At 63.2% G+C, this 14,437-nt stretch carries 14 protein-coding genes, 2 pseudogenes and 2 other annotated features; of the genes and pseudogenes, 11 read left to right on the forward strand and 5 right to left on the reverse strand.

Annotated elements, in window-relative coordinates; genetic code table 11:
• Positions 1-115, forward strand: a pseudogene (locus ACK41U_RS17550) (IS5/IS1182 family transposase); the annotation flags it as partial.
• Here the strand turns inward: ACK41U_RS17550 and ACK41U_RS17555 are convergent.
• Positions 107-316, reverse strand: a complete 210-nt coding sequence (locus ACK41U_RS17555; protein WP_409683020.1) for a hypothetical protein — start codon at positions 314-316, stop codon at positions 107-109. The pseudogene ACK41U_RS17550 and the gene ACK41U_RS17555 overlap by 9 nt on opposite strands.
• Before the next feature lie 934 nt (positions 317-1,250).
• On the opposite strand from ACK41U_RS17555, the gene ACK41U_RS17560 reads away from it, so the two are divergent.
• The 3 genes and pseudogenes from ACK41U_RS17560 (at position 1,251) to ACK41U_RS17570 (ending at position 5,096) form a co-directional block, all read left to right on the forward strand.
• Positions 1,251-2,141, forward strand: coding sequence for a tyrosine-type recombinase/integrase (locus ACK41U_RS17560; protein ID WP_409683023.1), 891 nt, complete (start codon positions 1,251-1,253; stop codon positions 2,139-2,141).
• A gap of 10 nt (positions 2,142-2,151) precedes the next feature.
• Positions 2,152-3,351: pseudogene (locus ACK41U_RS17565) on the forward strand (IS91 family transposase).
• A 623-nt stretch (positions 3,352-3,974) separates the two neighbouring features.
• Complete coding sequence (locus tag ACK41U_RS17570; RefSeq protein ID WP_409683025.1) at positions 3,975-5,096, forward strand: hypothetical protein; 1,122 nt, start codon at positions 3,975-3,977, stop codon at positions 5,094-5,096.
• A 287-nt stretch (positions 5,097-5,383) separates the two neighbouring features.
• On the opposite strand, the gene ACK41U_RS17575 is transcribed toward ACK41U_RS17570, so the two are convergent.
• Both ACK41U_RS17575 and ACK41U_RS17580 read right to left on the reverse strand, forming a co-directional pair.
• Positions 5,384-6,661 (reverse strand): phospholipase D-like domain-containing protein, encoded by a 1,278-nt coding sequence (locus ACK41U_RS17575; RefSeq protein ID WP_409683027.1) that lies wholly within the window; start codon positions 6,659-6,661, stop codon positions 5,384-5,386.
• 264 nt (positions 6,662-6,925) lie between these two features.
• Positions 6,926-7,813, reverse strand: a complete 888-nt coding sequence (locus ACK41U_RS17580; RefSeq protein WP_409683029.1) for a LysR family transcriptional regulator — start codon at positions 7,811-7,813, stop codon at positions 6,926-6,928.
• A 98-nt stretch (positions 7,814-7,911) separates the two neighbouring features.
• On the opposite strand from ACK41U_RS17580, the gene ACK41U_RS17585 reads away from it, so the two are divergent.
• Together ACK41U_RS17585 and ACK41U_RS17590 are read left to right on the forward strand one after the other, a co-directional pair.
• Entirely contained in the window at positions 7,912-8,232 is a 321-nt protein-coding gene (locus ACK41U_RS17585) for a nuclear transport factor 2 family protein (RefSeq protein WP_409683032.1), read from the forward strand.
• The gene (locus ACK41U_RS17590; protein ID WP_409683034.1) at positions 8,232-9,008 is read left to right on the forward strand and encodes an SDR family oxidoreductase; all 777 of its coding nucleotides are present in this window, start codon (positions 8,232-8,234) and stop codon (positions 9,006-9,008) included. The genes ACK41U_RS17585 and ACK41U_RS17590 overlap by 1 nt, the downstream gene beginning before the upstream one ends.
• A 156-nt stretch (positions 9,009-9,164) precedes the next feature.
• Here ACK41U_RS17590 and ACK41U_RS17595 read toward each other — a convergent pair whose 3' ends face one another.
• Positions 9,165-9,842: a hypothetical protein gene (locus ACK41U_RS17595; RefSeq protein WP_409683037.1), complete on the reverse strand. Its 678-nt coding sequence runs from the start codon at positions 9,840-9,842 to the stop codon at positions 9,165-9,167.
• 195 nt (positions 9,843-10,037) lie between these two features.
• Between ACK41U_RS17595 and ACK41U_RS17600 the strand changes: the two genes are divergently transcribed.
• The 3 genes from ACK41U_RS17600 to ACK41U_RS17610 are packed head-to-tail and all read left to right on the forward strand — an operon-like array spanning position 10,038 to position 11,999.
• Positions 10,038-10,532, forward strand: a complete 495-nt coding sequence (locus ACK41U_RS17600; RefSeq protein WP_409683040.1) for a hypothetical protein — start codon at positions 10,038-10,040, stop codon at positions 10,530-10,532.
• Between the two features lie 6 nt (positions 10,533-10,538).
• Positions 10,539-11,237: an MFS transporter gene (locus tag ACK41U_RS17605; protein WP_409683043.1), complete on the forward strand. Its 699-nt coding sequence runs from the start codon at positions 10,539-10,541 to the stop codon at positions 11,235-11,237.
• A 30-nt stretch (positions 11,238-11,267) separates the two neighbouring features.
• A complete protein-coding gene (locus tag ACK41U_RS17610; protein WP_409683045.1) occupies positions 11,268-11,999 on the forward strand; it encodes a spermidine synthase in 732 nt (243 codons plus the stop codon).
• Positions 12,000-12,026: 27 nt separating this feature from the next.
• Here the strand turns inward: ACK41U_RS17610 and ACK41U_RS17615 are convergent, their stop codons facing one another.
• A complete protein-coding gene (locus ACK41U_RS17615) occupies positions 12,027-13,121 on the reverse strand; it encodes a D-alanyl-D-alanine carboxypeptidase family protein (RefSeq protein ID WP_409683048.1) in 1,095 nt (364 codons plus the stop codon).
• A 299-nt stretch (positions 13,122-13,420) separates the two neighbouring features.
• Positions 13,421-13,479 (forward strand) — a sequence feature (sul1 is cis-regulatory element that is thought to sense ions involved in sulfur or methionine metabolism; They are found in Alphaproteobacteria).
• Between the two features lie 71 nt (positions 13,480-13,550).
• Here ACK41U_RS17615 and ACK41U_RS17620 point away from each other — a divergent pair.
• Together ACK41U_RS17620 and ACK41U_RS17625 are read left to right on the forward strand one after the other, a co-directional pair.
• Positions 13,551-13,952 carry an NYN domain-containing protein gene (locus ACK41U_RS17620; protein WP_409683051.1) on the forward strand — a complete coding sequence of 134 codons (402 nt, stop codon included), beginning with the start codon at positions 13,551-13,553 and terminating at the stop codon, positions 13,950-13,952.
• A complete protein-coding gene (locus tag ACK41U_RS17625; protein ID WP_409683054.1) occupies positions 13,844-14,143 on the forward strand; it encodes an NYN domain-containing protein in 300 nt (99 codons plus the stop codon). The genes ACK41U_RS17620 and ACK41U_RS17625 overlap by 109 nt, the downstream gene beginning before the upstream one ends.
• A gap of 18 nt (positions 14,144-14,161) precedes the next feature.
• Positions 14,162-14,217, forward strand: a sequence feature (sul1 is cis-regulatory element that is thought to sense ions involved in sulfur or methionine metabolism; They are found in Alphaproteobacteria).
• Positions 14,218-14,437 lie beyond the last annotated feature (220 nt).

Genomic DNA, 14,437 nt, shown 5'->3' on the forward strand with positions numbered 1-14,437 from the left:
CAAGCTCAAGAACGCCCGCCGCGTTGCCACCCGTTATGACAAGACTGCGGAGAGCTTCCTGGGCTTCATCGATATCACGTCGATACGCCTTTGGGTCCGCCATTTGTCAACATGACCTAGCTTGCGTTGGCTCTGATTTCTGAAGCGCCACTCTTCTGGAGCGACGCTTCTCGTTCCACCAAACAAACAGGCCCGGCGCGACGAAGATGAAAAGCGCGAACAGTCCGTCGCCAATTTGATCCACAAACGAAATGCCGACAATTCCTGCAACGAAAAACAGAACGATGTACAAGAAAACAATACGAAGAAATTTCAACGTCATCCCCTCACAGCGGCAACCGGGCATAGTGCGCCGTATATTCTGAAAAGCATTTGGCCAACACATCTGTTCTGCGTCGACAGCCTGCCACGGCGATCCTGCTGCATCCTCGCGGTGACGGCAAGCGCGAGGCGAAACGCATGTAAGGCGCCCGGCTACTGGTCCCAGACTTGGGCTGCATCCCGACGTGTTGCCGCAAGAGAGGACACAGCGAAGTTCGCAACTCACCTTAAGATGTTGCTTTGAATTCTTTGATTGATGGAGGAAGTTGGATCTCAGACCCATCCGCTCCGCCAAATTCCTTGAACAAACCTTTCTCTCAGTTTGGCTCAGGCCGAATTTTGTTGTTTTATTCAAAGGTTATGTGGTTGCAGGTATGCACCGGCCCCGACGCAGATCCGCTTCATCTTGCTCTCCAGCGGCCGAAATTCTCCATGGCTGATGACTGTGTCAAATTGGTAATCAGCCTACAGTGGTTTGAAAAAGTGAGGTATTTTCATGGCGTCTCAATTGTTGGATATGAGGGCCTTCAGGGGTTAATGGAACTGTAATCGAACAAATGCGGCCTACGTTTCTCAAGGGGGCGATGCTACCCTCAGGCGTGCGGTGAGTGCAGCTTGCACCGGCGCATCTCGCTATCGACCGACTATTGTGAAGCATCCAACGAGTACCGGACCAGCGGTTATGTCGAGCGTAGAAAGCGGCATCCCTGTGTTGCGGCGCATCAGGAGCCTCAGGATGCACAAGCAGTCAATTGACAGTAGTGCAGCGTTGCCGGCGTGTGACCCAACGCTAAGGGCGGAAGGACTAAGCCGCTCCGCGGCCTTGGTGCCTGACCGCGACGTGAGCACATACTTCATCGTTTTTCTTTGTGGTAGGCCGTTCTGGTCTGACGCTTGGGCTCTTTCCCACCGTCAGACAGGAGGTTCCCATGAAGGAGGAGAAGACCACCCCGCTGCGCCAGCGGATGATCGAAGACATGGATATTCGCGGGTTGTGCGAGAAGACGCAGAAGGGTCACATCCGATGCATCAAGCATTTCGCGGCTTTCCTGGGGCGATCGCCAGATACTGCCACGCCGGATGACTTGCGCGCCTACCAGCTTCAGATGGCGAAGGACGCGGTTTCGGCATCCACGTTCAATGTCCGGATCATTTCGCTGCGCTTCTTTTTCAGCGTCACCTGCGGGCGTGAGGAAATGAAGCGATACATGCAGTTCCATCGCCAGCCCCGGAAGTTGCCGGTGGTGCTGAGCGTCGAGGAAGTCGCAAAGCTTCTCGCCTCGGTGCCCGGACCCGGATTGAAGTATCGGGCGGCGCTCGGCATCAGTTACGGTGCCGGCCTTCGGGCTTCGGAGGTCTGCCACCTCAAGGTCTGTGACATCGATAGCCAGCGCATGCTGATCCACGTTGACCAAGGCAAGGGCAGCAAGGACCGGCAAGCCATGCTATCGCCCAGCCTGCTCGAAATACTGCGGCAATACTGGCGTGAGTCCCGCCCCGAAGGATGGCTTTTTCCAGGCCTGCCGAAGATCTCGCCGCTGTCTCCCCGGCAATTGAACCGTGCGTTCATGGCGGCAAAGGATATGGCGGGGATCACGAAGCCCGCGACACTGCACACGCTGCGCCACAGTTTTGCCACGCATCTGCTGGAGGCCAACACCGACGTGCGGATCATTCAGGTGCTGCTGGGTCACGCCAAGCTCAGCACCACGGCGCGGTATGCCCATGTCGCCACCAAGACGATCCAGAGCACGGTCAGCCCCTTTGAGCAGATGAAGCTTGTGCAAGACCGGGTGCTCCGAACCGAAGGACCCTCTTGACGCCCGGGCTATGTCCCGGCCCAAACTGGAGATCGCTGACATCTTTCGCGCCCATGGTCCTGCGTGGCGGCAGGCCAATGCGGGGCATGTCAGCGTGTCCCAGCTCAAGGTCATGTCGGCGATAGAGGCCTGCCGGACCGAGGTGCTCGGCGGGCATGTGGCCGGGTGCGCAAAGTGTGGCCACCATCACATCGCCTACAATTCCTGCAAGAACCGGCACTGCCCCAAATGCCAAGGACCAGCGGCGCGCGACTGGATGGAAGCGCGCGCCGAGGATCTGCTGTCGGTGGAATATTTCCACGTCGTCTTCACGATGCCAGCCGAGATTGCGCAAATCGCATTCTGGAACAAGAAGGCGGTCTATGGCCTTCTGTTCAACGCCTCGGCCGAAACGGTGATGACGATTGCAGCCGACCCCAAGCGCATGGGCGCGCGGGTAGGCATGACCAGCGTGTTGCACACGTGGGGCTCGGCACTGACCCACCATCCGCACATCCACATGATCGTGCCCGGCGGCGGCCTGTCGCCCGACGGCGCCGTATGGGTCGCCTGCCGCCCCGGGTTCTTCCTGCATGTGCGCGTGCTGTCGCGGTTATTCCGACGCCTGTTTCTGGAGGGGTTGATGGCCATGCACCGGGCCGGGGAACTGGCCTTCTTCGGCGATCTCGAACGGCTGGCTGAGGCTGATGCCTTTGCCACCTGGCTCGCCCCATTCCGCAAATCCGAATGGGTGGTCTATGCCAAGCCACCCTTCGGCGGGCCTGAGGCCGTGCTGGCCTACCTGAGCCGTTATACCCATCGCGTCGCCATCTCGAACGCCCGCCTGGTCAGCGCCGACGCCCAAACCGTCGCATTTCGCTGGAAAGATTACCGCATCAAATCCGGCGACCGCCAAAAGGTCATGCGGCTGGCCACGCCCGAGTTCATCCGCCGCTTCCTGATCCACGTCCTGCCTGACGGCTTCCACCGCATCCGGCATTACGGCTTGCTGGCCAGTGCGACGCGCAAGGCCAACATCAGAACGATCCGCGCCTTGCTGTGCGTTTAGCGCCCCGAACAGCCCGCCGCTCCAGAGCCAGAGCCCGAGATCATCCCACTCACCCTGCGCGAACCGTGCCCCTGTTGTGGTGGCCCCATGCGCGTCATCGAGATCTTCAGGCGCGGACAAAAACCAATGTCGCGCGCACCACCACGGAAGCATGCCGCATGACACACCGCCTGTCACATGCCACAGAACGCCACCGGTCGCCCACGGCAGACCCGGTCACGACAGGCTGCGCCCAGCCGTCCTCGACGCGAAACTTGATAGCTCTCACGCCTGATCGCTCAGCGTTTCCCGGATCATCAGGCGCGTTTGCCCTGGTCTCAGGCACCATGCACTCCTTAAGCCACAGCCGTGACACAGCCGTCGCCGCAACCGTCTCGGCACTTTCCCCATAGGTCGACCCAAGACCCCCGCGGCTTCCTCCTTCCGAGGTTTGTCAACGTGGGCCGCCAGCTCTTGGCCGCCAATGTCGTGCCGCGGCCCACATCGAAAAACCTTCAGGGGAGCCGTCTAACGGCAGCGCGGCGGGGCAGTTGCGGCATCAGGAGAAAGCGGACGTTCGCCTACCAAGCAATGTTATCCCCGCGGGTCGCCAAGACGGACGCAGAAACTGCCGGCTAAGCCTGCGGCGTTTTCAGAAGAAGGCCCCGCCGTCAACACGACCCCGGCCCAGCTTCTACAAAACTGGGGCCAAGGCCTGATAAACCCGTGTATTTCGGCATGGTCGGTTGCGATCAGGGCGGGGACATGGGAGGCTTATGCCCCTTTTCTTATGGAGTCACGCAACCATGTTGTATGTCGATATTCCTACGCAAGCCGAACTGAGCCGCCTTGTGTCCGCCCGGGGCGAGGCCTTTGTCAGTCTCTATGTGCAGACCACCCCCGAGACCCAACACGTCGATGTCGCGCGCACCCGCCTGAAGCAGCTGACCACCGAGGCTGTCGCCCAACTGGAGGAGGCGGGAGCAGCAAAGCGCACGATCTGGCCTATCGAGGAACAGTTGCACGACCTTATGGACGATGACGCGTTCTGGCGGGTTCAGGCCAATACTCTGGCCGTGTTCGTCACGCCGGATACGCTGCGCACCTATCGACTGCCCAATCACCTGACGGAAACAGCGCAGGTGTCGGACCGCTTCCACCTCGCGCCACTTTTGCGCTCTGTCTCGATGCCGCAGCACGCATTCGTGCTGGCCTTGGCCGAGGACGAGGTGCGGGTGATCGAGGTGTTGGGCAATCAACCCGCCCAGGAGATCCGCGTGGCGGATCTGCCCAAGGATGCGGCTTCGGCTGCGGGGACTGCGAGTGTCAATTCGCGCAGCTATTCCGGGCGTCAGGGCGGTGGGGAAGGGCAAAAGCACCATCTGCGCCAATACTGCCGCCAGATCGACGCCGCCCTGCGCGGGTTGCTGTCGGGACGATCCGAGCCTTTGATCCTGGCCGCGACGGAGCCTTTGCTGTCGCTTTATCGCTCGGTCAACAGCTATGCCCATCTTGCGCCGGCGGCGATCGAGACCAGCCCGGTCCGTATCCCCCCGCATGATCTCGGGGCGGATGCCCGCAAGATCATCGATCAGCTGAACGCCGATATGGTGGCAGAATTCGGCGCGCTTTATGCAGAGCGCGAGAATGACGGCCGCGCGACGACGCAGGTGGCGCGGGCCGCGCGGGCTGCGACCTTCGGAGCCGTCGATACGCTACTGGTCGATATGGACAGCGTGATGCCCGGTCTGGTCGATGAGGATACCGGAGAGGTGTCGTTCGACGAAAAGGACAGCGCTGTCAGTTATGACGTGATCGACGAGATTGCGGGCCGGGTTCTGGCGAATGGCGGGCGGGTTCTGGCCGTGCGTCGCAGCGACATGCCGCAAGATGCTGATCTGGCGGCGATCCTGCGCTACGCGATCTGATCGAGGTGGCAGGCTGGCGTGCGCGGTGGCACCATCCATGCCATCAAGCGCACGTCGGCCTGGGCAACGTCCAGGGGAGATCCGGAGCGCCCAGCAGTGCAATCACCGACTGGCGGACGATGATGACGGAGGCGCCACGACCAAGCGATCGCCAAAGCCAGTGCGAGGGAAAGCATTGCACATCGCCGACAGCCATCTGCATGAGTGGCCTGGGCCCAGGGTCCGGACCGCAGATGGCGCGTCGACAAGGGCAGGTGCGGAGCTGACAACCCCGCCGGTTGTCTTGGTCAAAGCTGGGCGCGCAGCAGGCTCCATGCCCAGTCTTGCAGCCGGTCCCGCCAGGGCCGCGACTGCCACTCCACCAATGTGACGGGACGGGCCTGCGCCAGGTCAGCATCGAACATGGCGGTCTGCTCACGCGCAAATTCGGCATCGAAGACATTCAGATTGGCCTCATCATTCAGCCGGAACGAGCGTTCATCGAAATTGGTGGACCCGACCGAGGCAAAGACGTCATCCACAACCATCAGTTTGGCGTGAACGAAAGTCGGCTGGTATTCGTGGATGCGCACCCCAGCCTCCAGCAGCGGCCCCCAAAGCGCGCGAGAGGCACGGCGGACCGGCGGCTTGTTGGTCTGCGGCCCCGGCACCAGAATGTCGATCTCGACCCCGCGCGCCCGCGCGGCCAGAAGCTGTGCGATGGCGATATCGTCGGGGACGAAATAGGGTGTCGCGATGCGAATACGGCCCTCCGCCGCAGACAGTGCGGTCATCAACATCAGATGGATGAAATTGCGGCTGCCGGTGCTGCTGACGACCAGTTGCGCGACCGCCTCGCCTTCAGCTTCAAGCAGGGGAAAGAAATCCGGTCCCTGGAGGATTTCGCCCGTGTCCTCGACCCAGTTTGAGACGAAGGCGCCCTGCAGCATCGCCACCACCGGGCCGGTGATCCGGTAATGGTTCTCGCGCCATTCGCCAGGGTGGCGGGCGTCGCCCCGCCAGTCATCGCTGATGCCCACGCCTCCGGTAAAGCCGATCCGCCCGTCGACGATCAGCAATTTCCGATGCGTGCGGTTGTTGATGCGGTCCAGCGTATACCAGTGCAACGGCCGGAACCGGACGACATGCACGCCGGCAGCCTCCATCCGCTCTACCAGGGCGGCATCGATGGGGACCGAGCCGACCCAGTCCATCATCACGCGAACCGGAATTCCGGCTTGGGCCCGCTCGATCAGGGCGTCCGCAAACTGCTCGGCAATGGTGCCGGACCAATAGACATAGGTTTCGAAATTGACATTTACCTGCGCGCCACGGATGGCATCCAGCATAGCGGGAAAGATCCGGTCGCCGTTGGTCAGCGTTTCGATCCGGTTCCCGGCCAGCAGGTTCGACCCGTAGAGCCCGGCCAGACTGCGCTGGAAATCCGGCCCCGAGGTGGCCAGCACATTAGGCACTTGCCGCTGCAGTTCGCGATGATCCGGCAGCAAGTTCAGCGCGACCAGGCCCAGAACGGTCGCCAAGACAACGACAGCAATGGCCTGTCCGACGCGGCGGGCTCTGGGCATGGGGGTCTCCGAGTAAACGCGGGGTCTGTCCCCGTTTTGGCAGTTATATCAGCGTGCCACGCAACTTCTATCATCTGCGTCGCGGGCGCAACCGCGCCGGCAACGACCCCGAGACCGGGCCGGATGCGGCCTGGGAAACTGGGATAGACGGTGAGCTGAGTGGCGCCACGGTGACCGTCCGACAAGGCTTCGACGCGGCCGTTCCAAGTGATCCACCCTGTCGGGTATGGGCCGTTCTCCGGCTCATTTGCCGCTCGTCGCATCCTAGGCAGCCGCTTCTCTTGCCATGGCGAGGAACGCCGCGAATCCCGCTGATGGGTTGCGCCTGCCTGGGTAATACAGGCTGAACCCCGGGCGGGGCGGAGTCCAGTCGACCAGCAGGCGGGTCAGCCGCCCTGCGGCGATGTCATCCGCCACGTCCTGCTCGACGAAGAACCCGATCCCGAGGCCGTCCAGGACGGCCGTGCGGGCAATCGCAGCCTCGTCCAGGGTCAGGCGGCCCTGAGCCTCGATCTGCATCGCCTCTCCGTCACGCTCGAAGGACCAGCGGAACAGCGCGCCGTTCGGCAATCGCACACGAAGGCAATCCTTCAGCGGCAGGTCTGCCGGGGTCAGGGGCAGGCCATGGGCCGCGACCCAGTCCGGAGAGGCCACAACGGCATAGCGCTGCGGTTTTCCCAAGGGCAGCGCGATCATGTCACGGGGTACCAGATCGGCGGGGCGGAGGCCCAGATCGAACCCCTCGGCCACGATGTCGACCAGCCGTCCCTCGGTCACCAGATCCACGTGCATGTCGGGGTATCGGCGCAGGAACGCCAGGACCAGCGGCGCAATCTCTCGTCCCGCCTGGACCGAGGCGTTGATCCGCAACAGCCCCGACGGCGTCTGGCGGTGCGACTGCACCACGTCCATCGCGCTGCGGATTTCGGCGACGGCGGGGGCGATGCGGTCGACGAAGGCGCGCCCGGCATCGCTCAGCGACACGCTGCGCGTGGTGCGGTTGAAGAGGCGCACGCCCAGGCTGGCCTCCAGCCGTGCGATGCTGTGCGACAACGCGGTGGTCGACATGCCCAGATCCAGCGCCGCCGCCCGGAACGATCCGCGCCGCGCGATGGCCAGCACCGCCTCCAGCGCTTTTAACCCATGGTCCATCGTCCCGATCCTGTCATCATCAGATGCCGATTTATCCCGATTATCGACATGCCGGTCCAGCGCTATGTCGATGGGATCAGAAGCGAAAGGACCGATTCATGCAGCTGCCCCGCCCCATCCAGACCTACTTCACCGCCCGCGCGCCGCAGGACGGCGACGCCCTTGCTGCGGCTTTTGCCCCGGATGCCATCGTCCATGACGAGGGCCACGACCATCGGGGCCCGCAGGTGATCCGCGCGTGGTGGTTGGCCGTCAAGGCCAAATATCGCCACCACGCAGAGCCGATCGACGTGACCGACACGGCAGGAAAGACTGTCGTCCGGGCGACCGTGACCGGAGATTTCCCCGGCAGTCCTGCGGTGCTGACCTTCACCTTCGGCTTGGCCGGGGACCACATCACCGATCTGGGGATCGGGTGATGTCGGATTTCCTGACGCTGAAGGGCAAGCGCGCCCTGATCACCGGCGGCACGCAGGGCGCGGGTGCGGCCACCGTGGCGCTGTTCCGCGACCTGGGCGCGCAGGTTCTGACCACGGCGCGCAAGCCTGTCGACCTGCCGGGCGCGCTGTTCGTCGCCGCCGATCTGACCACCCCCGAGGGGTGTGACACCGTCGCCAAAGCCGTGAATGACCGGATGGGCGGTGTTGACGTCGTCGTCCACATGCTGGGTGGCTCCTCCGCCCGCGGCGGCGGCTTCGCGGCCTTGGGTGATGCGGAATGGCAGGCGGAGCTGGCCCTGAACCTGCTGCCCGCCCCGCGGCTGGATCGGGCGCTGGTGCCCGCCATGATCACGCAGGGCGCGGGGGTGGTGGTCCATGTCACCTCGATCCAGGCCCGCCTGCCGCTGCCCGAGGCGACCACCGCCTATGCCGCGGCCAAGGCCGCGCTGTCGGTCTACAGCAAGAGCTTGGCCAAGGAGGTCTCGCCCAAGGGCGTGCGCGTGGTCCGAGTGGCGCCTGGCTGGATCGAGACCGAGGCCTCGGTCCGGCTGAGCGAACGCGTGGCCGCCGAGGCAGGCACGGACCTCGATGGAGGCCGCCGGATCATCATGGACAGCCTCGGGGGCATCCCCCTCGGTCGACCGTCGACACCGGACGAGATCGCCAACCTGATCGCCTTTCTGGCGTCCGACCGTGCCGCTTCCATCACCGGCACGGAATATGTGATCGATGGAGGGACGGTGCCGACAGCCTAGCGACCGCTGCATCCTCTAGTTCGCTGCTACCAGCACGAATGTCCGGTCCGGAGAGAATCCAAGGCTGCAACTGGCGCAGGGTGACCGGCGGCCTTGGGCCGTAGGGTATGACAACGGCGCATTCATGTGCCGACGCGTCGACAAAAGCCGAGCTGATCAGGAATACATCCTTCCGCAGCGTGATAGCCTGCGACGACGCTGCCAGCCAAGCACCGAGAGAAGAAGCACGATGGCGGCAACCAACTCCAGTCCCTCTTCAGCGAGAGATGTGAGCCGGCTGTGGTCATCTGATAGCGCGATACCCCATGTCGCGAGCTTGCGGGCCGCTCCGTCCAGTGTCTTTGCCACGCAATAAAGTCCGAATGCCGTGAACGACAGCCATGCCCAGCTCTGTTTCCGTCTGAGTGCCGCAATCCAGGGCAGAAGATCGCGGCGCAGCAAACGCAAGGAGGCCCAGACGAGAGCCGCGATGGCGAATGCACCTGCGATCTTCTGCTCCAGCGGAGCCGAGCCGGAGTAAAGGCGTGCGGACAGGATGCCGTGTTGGGTGAGGGCCTTGTCCATGTCCAGCTCCCGCAGGGCAAGCGCCGCTGTCAGCAGCGCGAGATGCCACCGTGCTCGTTCTCCGGAACGAACCATATCCACCGCCAGGATCAGGAATGCCAAGGCCAGAAAAACCACCGAGGTCGCCTCCACAGGGCCGCCCTCCGCGAAGGCCTGGTCCATCATGTCCGTCGGGAGACGCATCGCTGCCAGCCAGCCGAGAACGAGCAAGGATAACAGACCAAAGAAGAGCACAACGCTCTTTGAGGGAGGCGACAAGCGGCGGGTCATGGTGCTTCATGACACAACGATGACGGCCTTTCCAGCTATCGGATTTTCACGAGCGCTTGCCTGCGGCGGGCATATGGGCCAACGCATCAACGCCCGAAACGACCCGCTTGCCGCCTTGCACATCACGCAATTGCATTGTCAAAACGTGCCTGATCAAGGCCCGCGGTGGGCCGCATGAACCATCGGACATCCCTCATGCTGCATTTTCTGCGCGGAAACCTCCGCTGGCTGGCCACGGGCCTTCTGCTGACCTTCACCTCGGCTTTTGGACAGACCTGGTTCATTTCGCTCTTTGCCGGGTTCCTGAAGGACACGCATGGGCTGACGGATGGCCGCTGGGGCGCGCTCTACACGGTCGCCACCCTCTCGGCAGCCGCCCTGATGTTCTGGAAGGGCGCGCTGGCGGACACGGTGCCCCTGTCCAAACTCGCCCCCGGCGTCACGCTGGTCTTTGCCGCCGCCGCCCTCGGAATGGCGCTTGCACCATCGGTGCTTGTCTTGGGCTTCGCGCTCTTCCTGCTGCGCTTTTGCGGGCAGGGCATGTTCAGCCATATGGCGATGAGCCGATGGTTCGAGGCGCGCCGGGGCCAGGCCGTGGCCATCACCGATCTGGGCCATCCGGCCGAAGAGATCGCCCTTCCGCTGATCGTGGTGGCCCTGATGGCGGGCCTCGGCTGGCGCAGCACCTAGCTGGTCGTGGCCGTGATCCTGTGCGTCCTGGTCATCCCGACATTGATCTGGCTTCTGTCGAATGACCGCAGCCCTGCGGGACACAGCGCACAGATCCTGCGCCCTGGACTGCTGGGACGACAGTGGCGACGCCGCGACGCGGTCCGCCATTGGCTTCTGCCGGCGCTTCTGCCCGTCCTGCTGACGCCGGGGTTCATCGGAACCGTGATCTTTTTCCAGCAAGCCCATATTGCCGAAGTCAAAGGCTGGACGCTGCCCCAGATGGCGCCCGGCTATACGGCGTTCGGGATTGCCACGGTCGCATCGGCGTTCACGTCAGGTTGGCTGGCGGATCGCTTCGGGGCGCTGCGCCTGCTGCCGCTTCTGGTGGCGCCGATGGGAATTGGCGTCGCGCTTATCGGACCGGCCACAGAGGTCTGGGGCTGGTATCTTGCCCTGGCTGTCGTCGGGATCACCCAAGGCATGGCCAGCTCGCTCTGGGGTGTGCTGTTCCCTCTGCTCTACGGGACGGCTCATCTGGGCGCGATCCGGTCCCTTGCCACCACGATCATGGTCGTGTCGACCGCCATCGGGCCGGGCATTACCGGCGTCCTGATCGATGCAGGGATCGACTTTCCGACGCAAAGCCTGTTTCTGGGCCTGTGGTGCGCGGTCATCACCCTGCTCTGCATCACGATCAGCAGGAAGCTGCGGATGGGCATCTGACCACCCGCCCGAATTGGAAAGCGACGGGCCATGAGCGTGCTGTTCGAGGAACTGGATTACGCCGTCACACCCATCGGCGCCATCAGCCTGCGTCGCAGGCGCGACCTGAGGCTGGATGTCGACGTCTACGAGATCAAGCTGGGCGAGGAGTTCCTGATGACCAGCCTGTTCACGGCGTCCGAGATCGCGCTGGCGCGCCTTGGGCTGTCGGCATGCGGGACCGGGCCTCTTGATGTCGTCGTGGGGGGATTGGGACTGGGCTATACGGCGCAGGCTGCGCTGAGCCATCCGTCTGTGGAAAGCCTGCTGGTGGTCGAGTTCCTGCAGCCCGTCATCGACTGGCACCGCGCGGGCATCCTGCCAATGGGCAAGGCCTTGGCCTGCGACCCGCGTTGTGGACTGGTTCAGGGCGATTTCTTTGCGATGGCGGCAGGGGATCACGGTTTTGATCCGGACAGGCCGGGGCGTTGCTTTGATGCCATCCTGGTCGATATCGACCATTCACCCGACGCGCTGCTGGATGCGCGCAGCACCAGCCTGTATCACCCTGACGGCCTGGAGCGCCTGCGGCGGCATCTGAAGCCCGACGGCGTCTTCGGACTGTGGTCGGATGACGCCACTGATCCGCAGTTCCTGCAGCGCCTGCAGTCCGTCTTTCCCCAGGCCTGGGCGGAACCCGTGACCTTTGCGAACCCCCTGACCGGCGGCACATTCACGCAAACCGTCTATCTGGCCCGGAACACTGAGCCACAAACCCGCTAGCTTCTTGGAGCGCCGGCCTCCGAGAGATCAGCTCTCGCTGTCATCGGCCGAGGCCAACACCGCCCGCATGCTGCGTGGCTTCAGGCCTGGTCGTGCAGATGCGTCCAATGACAGGGGCGTCGCCTTACCTGCGGCCTCAGAGGCTTCCGTATCGGTGCTGGCGACCTCTGTCCGGACAAGGGGACGCGGGATTTGGGCCAGAGCCAACACGCCCGAGCCCGTGGTCCCGCCCTCACCGGAACTGCCCGTCGGTGCGCCGATCAGCATGGCTGGACGGGCGGTGGGCGTCCGCGATGCCTGCAACACCAGCCGATGCGGCTCGGGCCGAGTGGCGGCGGCACTGGCGGCCACCTGCGCGCGTCGTGACACGGTCCTTGTCTGCGGTGATTGCGGGGGCGTTTCACGGACGCGATCGGGAATGCGGGGAAAATTGTCGTCCAGCAGTTTGGCGACCGTCTGATTGCGCTGCGCGGTGGAGGTGCCGCCGAACACCGTGGCGATCAACCGCTTGTCTCCGCGCTTGGCCGAGGCGGTCAGGTTGAAGCCCGCCGCGCGGGTATATCCGGTCTTGATGCCGTCGGCGCCGTCATAGGCGTCCAGAAACCGGCGGTTGGTCGCTGCGACCCGCGCGATCCCCGCGTCGGCGGACCGACGCGAGAACACATTGTAGTATTGCGGAAAATCGTAGAACAGATGCCGCCCCAGAATGCTCATGTCATGGGCCGTCGAATAATGCCCCTCACTCGTCAGACCATGGGCGTTGCGGAACTGAGTGTTGTTCATGCCCAGTGCCCGCGCCATCTGCGTCATCTGCCGGGTGAACGCCTCCTCCGATCCCGCCAGGTTCTCACCAAGGGCGGTGGCCACGTCATTGGCTGATTTGACTGCTGCCGCACGGATCAGATAGCGCAGCTCGACTTCCTGGCCGGGGCGCAGGCCCAGCTTGGAGGGTGGCTCATTCGCGGCCTTTCTGGAGATGGTGAATTTGCTGTCCAGCCTGACCTCGCCGCGCTCGATGGCGCTGAAGGTCATGTAGAGGGTCATCATCTTGGTCAGGGATGCAGGATGTAGCCTGGTGTCGGCATTCTGTTGATAGATCGCCTCTCCGGTGCGCGCATCCATGACATAGGCCGCGAAGGGTGCGGCATTGGCTTGCGTGACCATCAACGCCATAACGACCAATGCCAGACGCCACGGACGGAACGTGGATATGAATTTTATCACTGTCGCTGTCTTTCTGCCTCACGCGGACATGTCGTTTCTTGCATGCCCGTCAGTCATCATGTGGCATCAGCATAGGGGGGAATGCCGATAAATCGACCCAGGATTTCACTTTGTGCAGTCCATAAGATCTGCGGGACAGCAGGCATGATGCAACACGTGCTTGTGAAATCTGCGCTGATGTGGCATCGGAACGTGGAATCGGATCCCGTCGAGTGTGACGGGATGGCTTTTCCGGGCGCCTATCCCCCGGCAACCTGACCGAGCTGCACGTCCTCCATTGCGACTACCGCGACATGCGGGGCCTGCTCGGGCGAGTTAAAGAACCCCATGAACCAAGACACGCCAGCTTTGGCGCGCACGACGCTGTTGATCGATGGCAGCCATGTCGACCGGCTGAAGACCAAGCTTGGTCGCGTGATCGATTTTCAAGGCCTGATCGCTCATTTCAGCGAGGGCGGGAACGCCGTCTCTGCGCATTATTACCGCGACAGCCGCGACAGTGCCGAACAGGAACGGATGGCGCGCTTCTTCGACTGGCTGGCGCGTCACGACATCGAACGCCATGGTGTCGATGACTTCAAGAACCATGGTATGTCCGGGAACGCTGCGGCTCGAACCTCGTGGCGCTGGCCTCTGATGCCTTGGAGGCGGCCGAAAAAGGGGACAGCCTGGTTTTGCTGGCTGGAGATGCAAAGCTGGTGCCGCTTCTGGAGCGGCTGGAGGACCTGAACGTCCCCGTGACCCTGATCTCCAGCCTGTCGGTTCCTAACAGCATCGCCCCGCCGCCCCCTCTGGTGGCGCTGGCCGAGACATTCATCGACCTGGCGCGTGACGACCGCTTCTTCCTGCCCGAGCATGGGCCGGAGGAGACACCTCACGAGCCGACGAGACCTGGCCCCGCGGATCGCAGGATCGGCTGAGCTGCCAATAAGCAAGCGCAAGGACCCGGTGAGAGCCCGGGTGGCTGTTCCGGCCGCCAATCCGCCGGATAATCCTCCGACAGGCCCCGCGTCGACGCCGTGACGTTCCGGAGGGAACCAGCCGGTGCGGGGAAATTGGATACCATATGACATCATTTTCCGAATACCGCTGCTGCCGCGCCCCCCGGAAGGTCCCTCGGTTTAATGTAGAGTTTGCTTCATCACGAAGGAGCGGACGACATGAGGAAAAGCCGCTTTATCAATGAGGTGGGGCGGCGTAAGCCCGACGAGCAG

This window comes from Paracoccus sp. (in: a-proteobacteria), assembly GCF_046289755.1.
GTDB lineage: Bacteria > Pseudomonadota > Alphaproteobacteria > Rhodobacterales > Rhodobacteraceae > Paracoccus.

Excerpts from the sequence above, each read along its gene's own strand:
- ACK41U_RS17560 (WP_409683023.1), top strand. The coding sequence starts at position 1,251 with ATGAAGGAGGAGAAGACCACCCCGCTGCGCCAGCGGATGATCGAAGAC.
- ACK41U_RS17570 (WP_409683025.1), top strand. The coding sequence starts at position 3,975 with ATGTTGTATGTCGATATTCCTACGCAAGCCGAACTGAGCCGCCTTGTG.
- ACK41U_RS17575 (WP_409683027.1), bottom strand. The coding sequence starts at position 6,661 with ATGCCCAGAGCCCGCCGCGTCGGACAGGCCATTGCTGTCGTTGTCTTG.
- ACK41U_RS17580 (WP_409683029.1), bottom strand. The coding sequence starts at position 7,813 with ATGGACCATGGGTTAAAAGCGCTGGAGGCGGTGCTGGCCATCGCGCGG.
- ACK41U_RS17585 (WP_409683032.1), top strand. The coding sequence starts at position 7,912 with ATGCAGCTGCCCCGCCCCATCCAGACCTACTTCACCGCCCGCGCGCCG.
- ACK41U_RS17590 (WP_409683034.1), top strand. The coding sequence starts at position 8,232 with ATGTCGGATTTCCTGACGCTGAAGGGCAAGCGCGCCCTGATCACCGGC.
- ACK41U_RS17595 (WP_409683037.1), bottom strand. The coding sequence starts at position 9,842 with ATGACCCGCCGCTTGTCGCCTCCCTCAAAGAGCGTTGTGCTCTTCTTT.
- ACK41U_RS17600 (WP_409683040.1), top strand. The coding sequence starts at position 10,038 with ATGCTGCATTTTCTGCGCGGAAACCTCCGCTGGCTGGCCACGGGCCTT.
- ACK41U_RS17610 (WP_409683045.1), top strand. The coding sequence starts at position 11,268 with ATGAGCGTGCTGTTCGAGGAACTGGATTACGCCGTCACACCCATCGGC.
- ACK41U_RS17615 (WP_409683048.1), bottom strand. The coding sequence starts at position 13,121 with ATGGATGCGCGCACCGGAGAGGCGATCTATCAACAGAATGCCGACACC.
- ACK41U_RS17620 (WP_409683051.1), top strand. The coding sequence starts at position 13,551 with ATGAACCAAGACACGCCAGCTTTGGCGCGCACGACGCTGTTGATCGAT.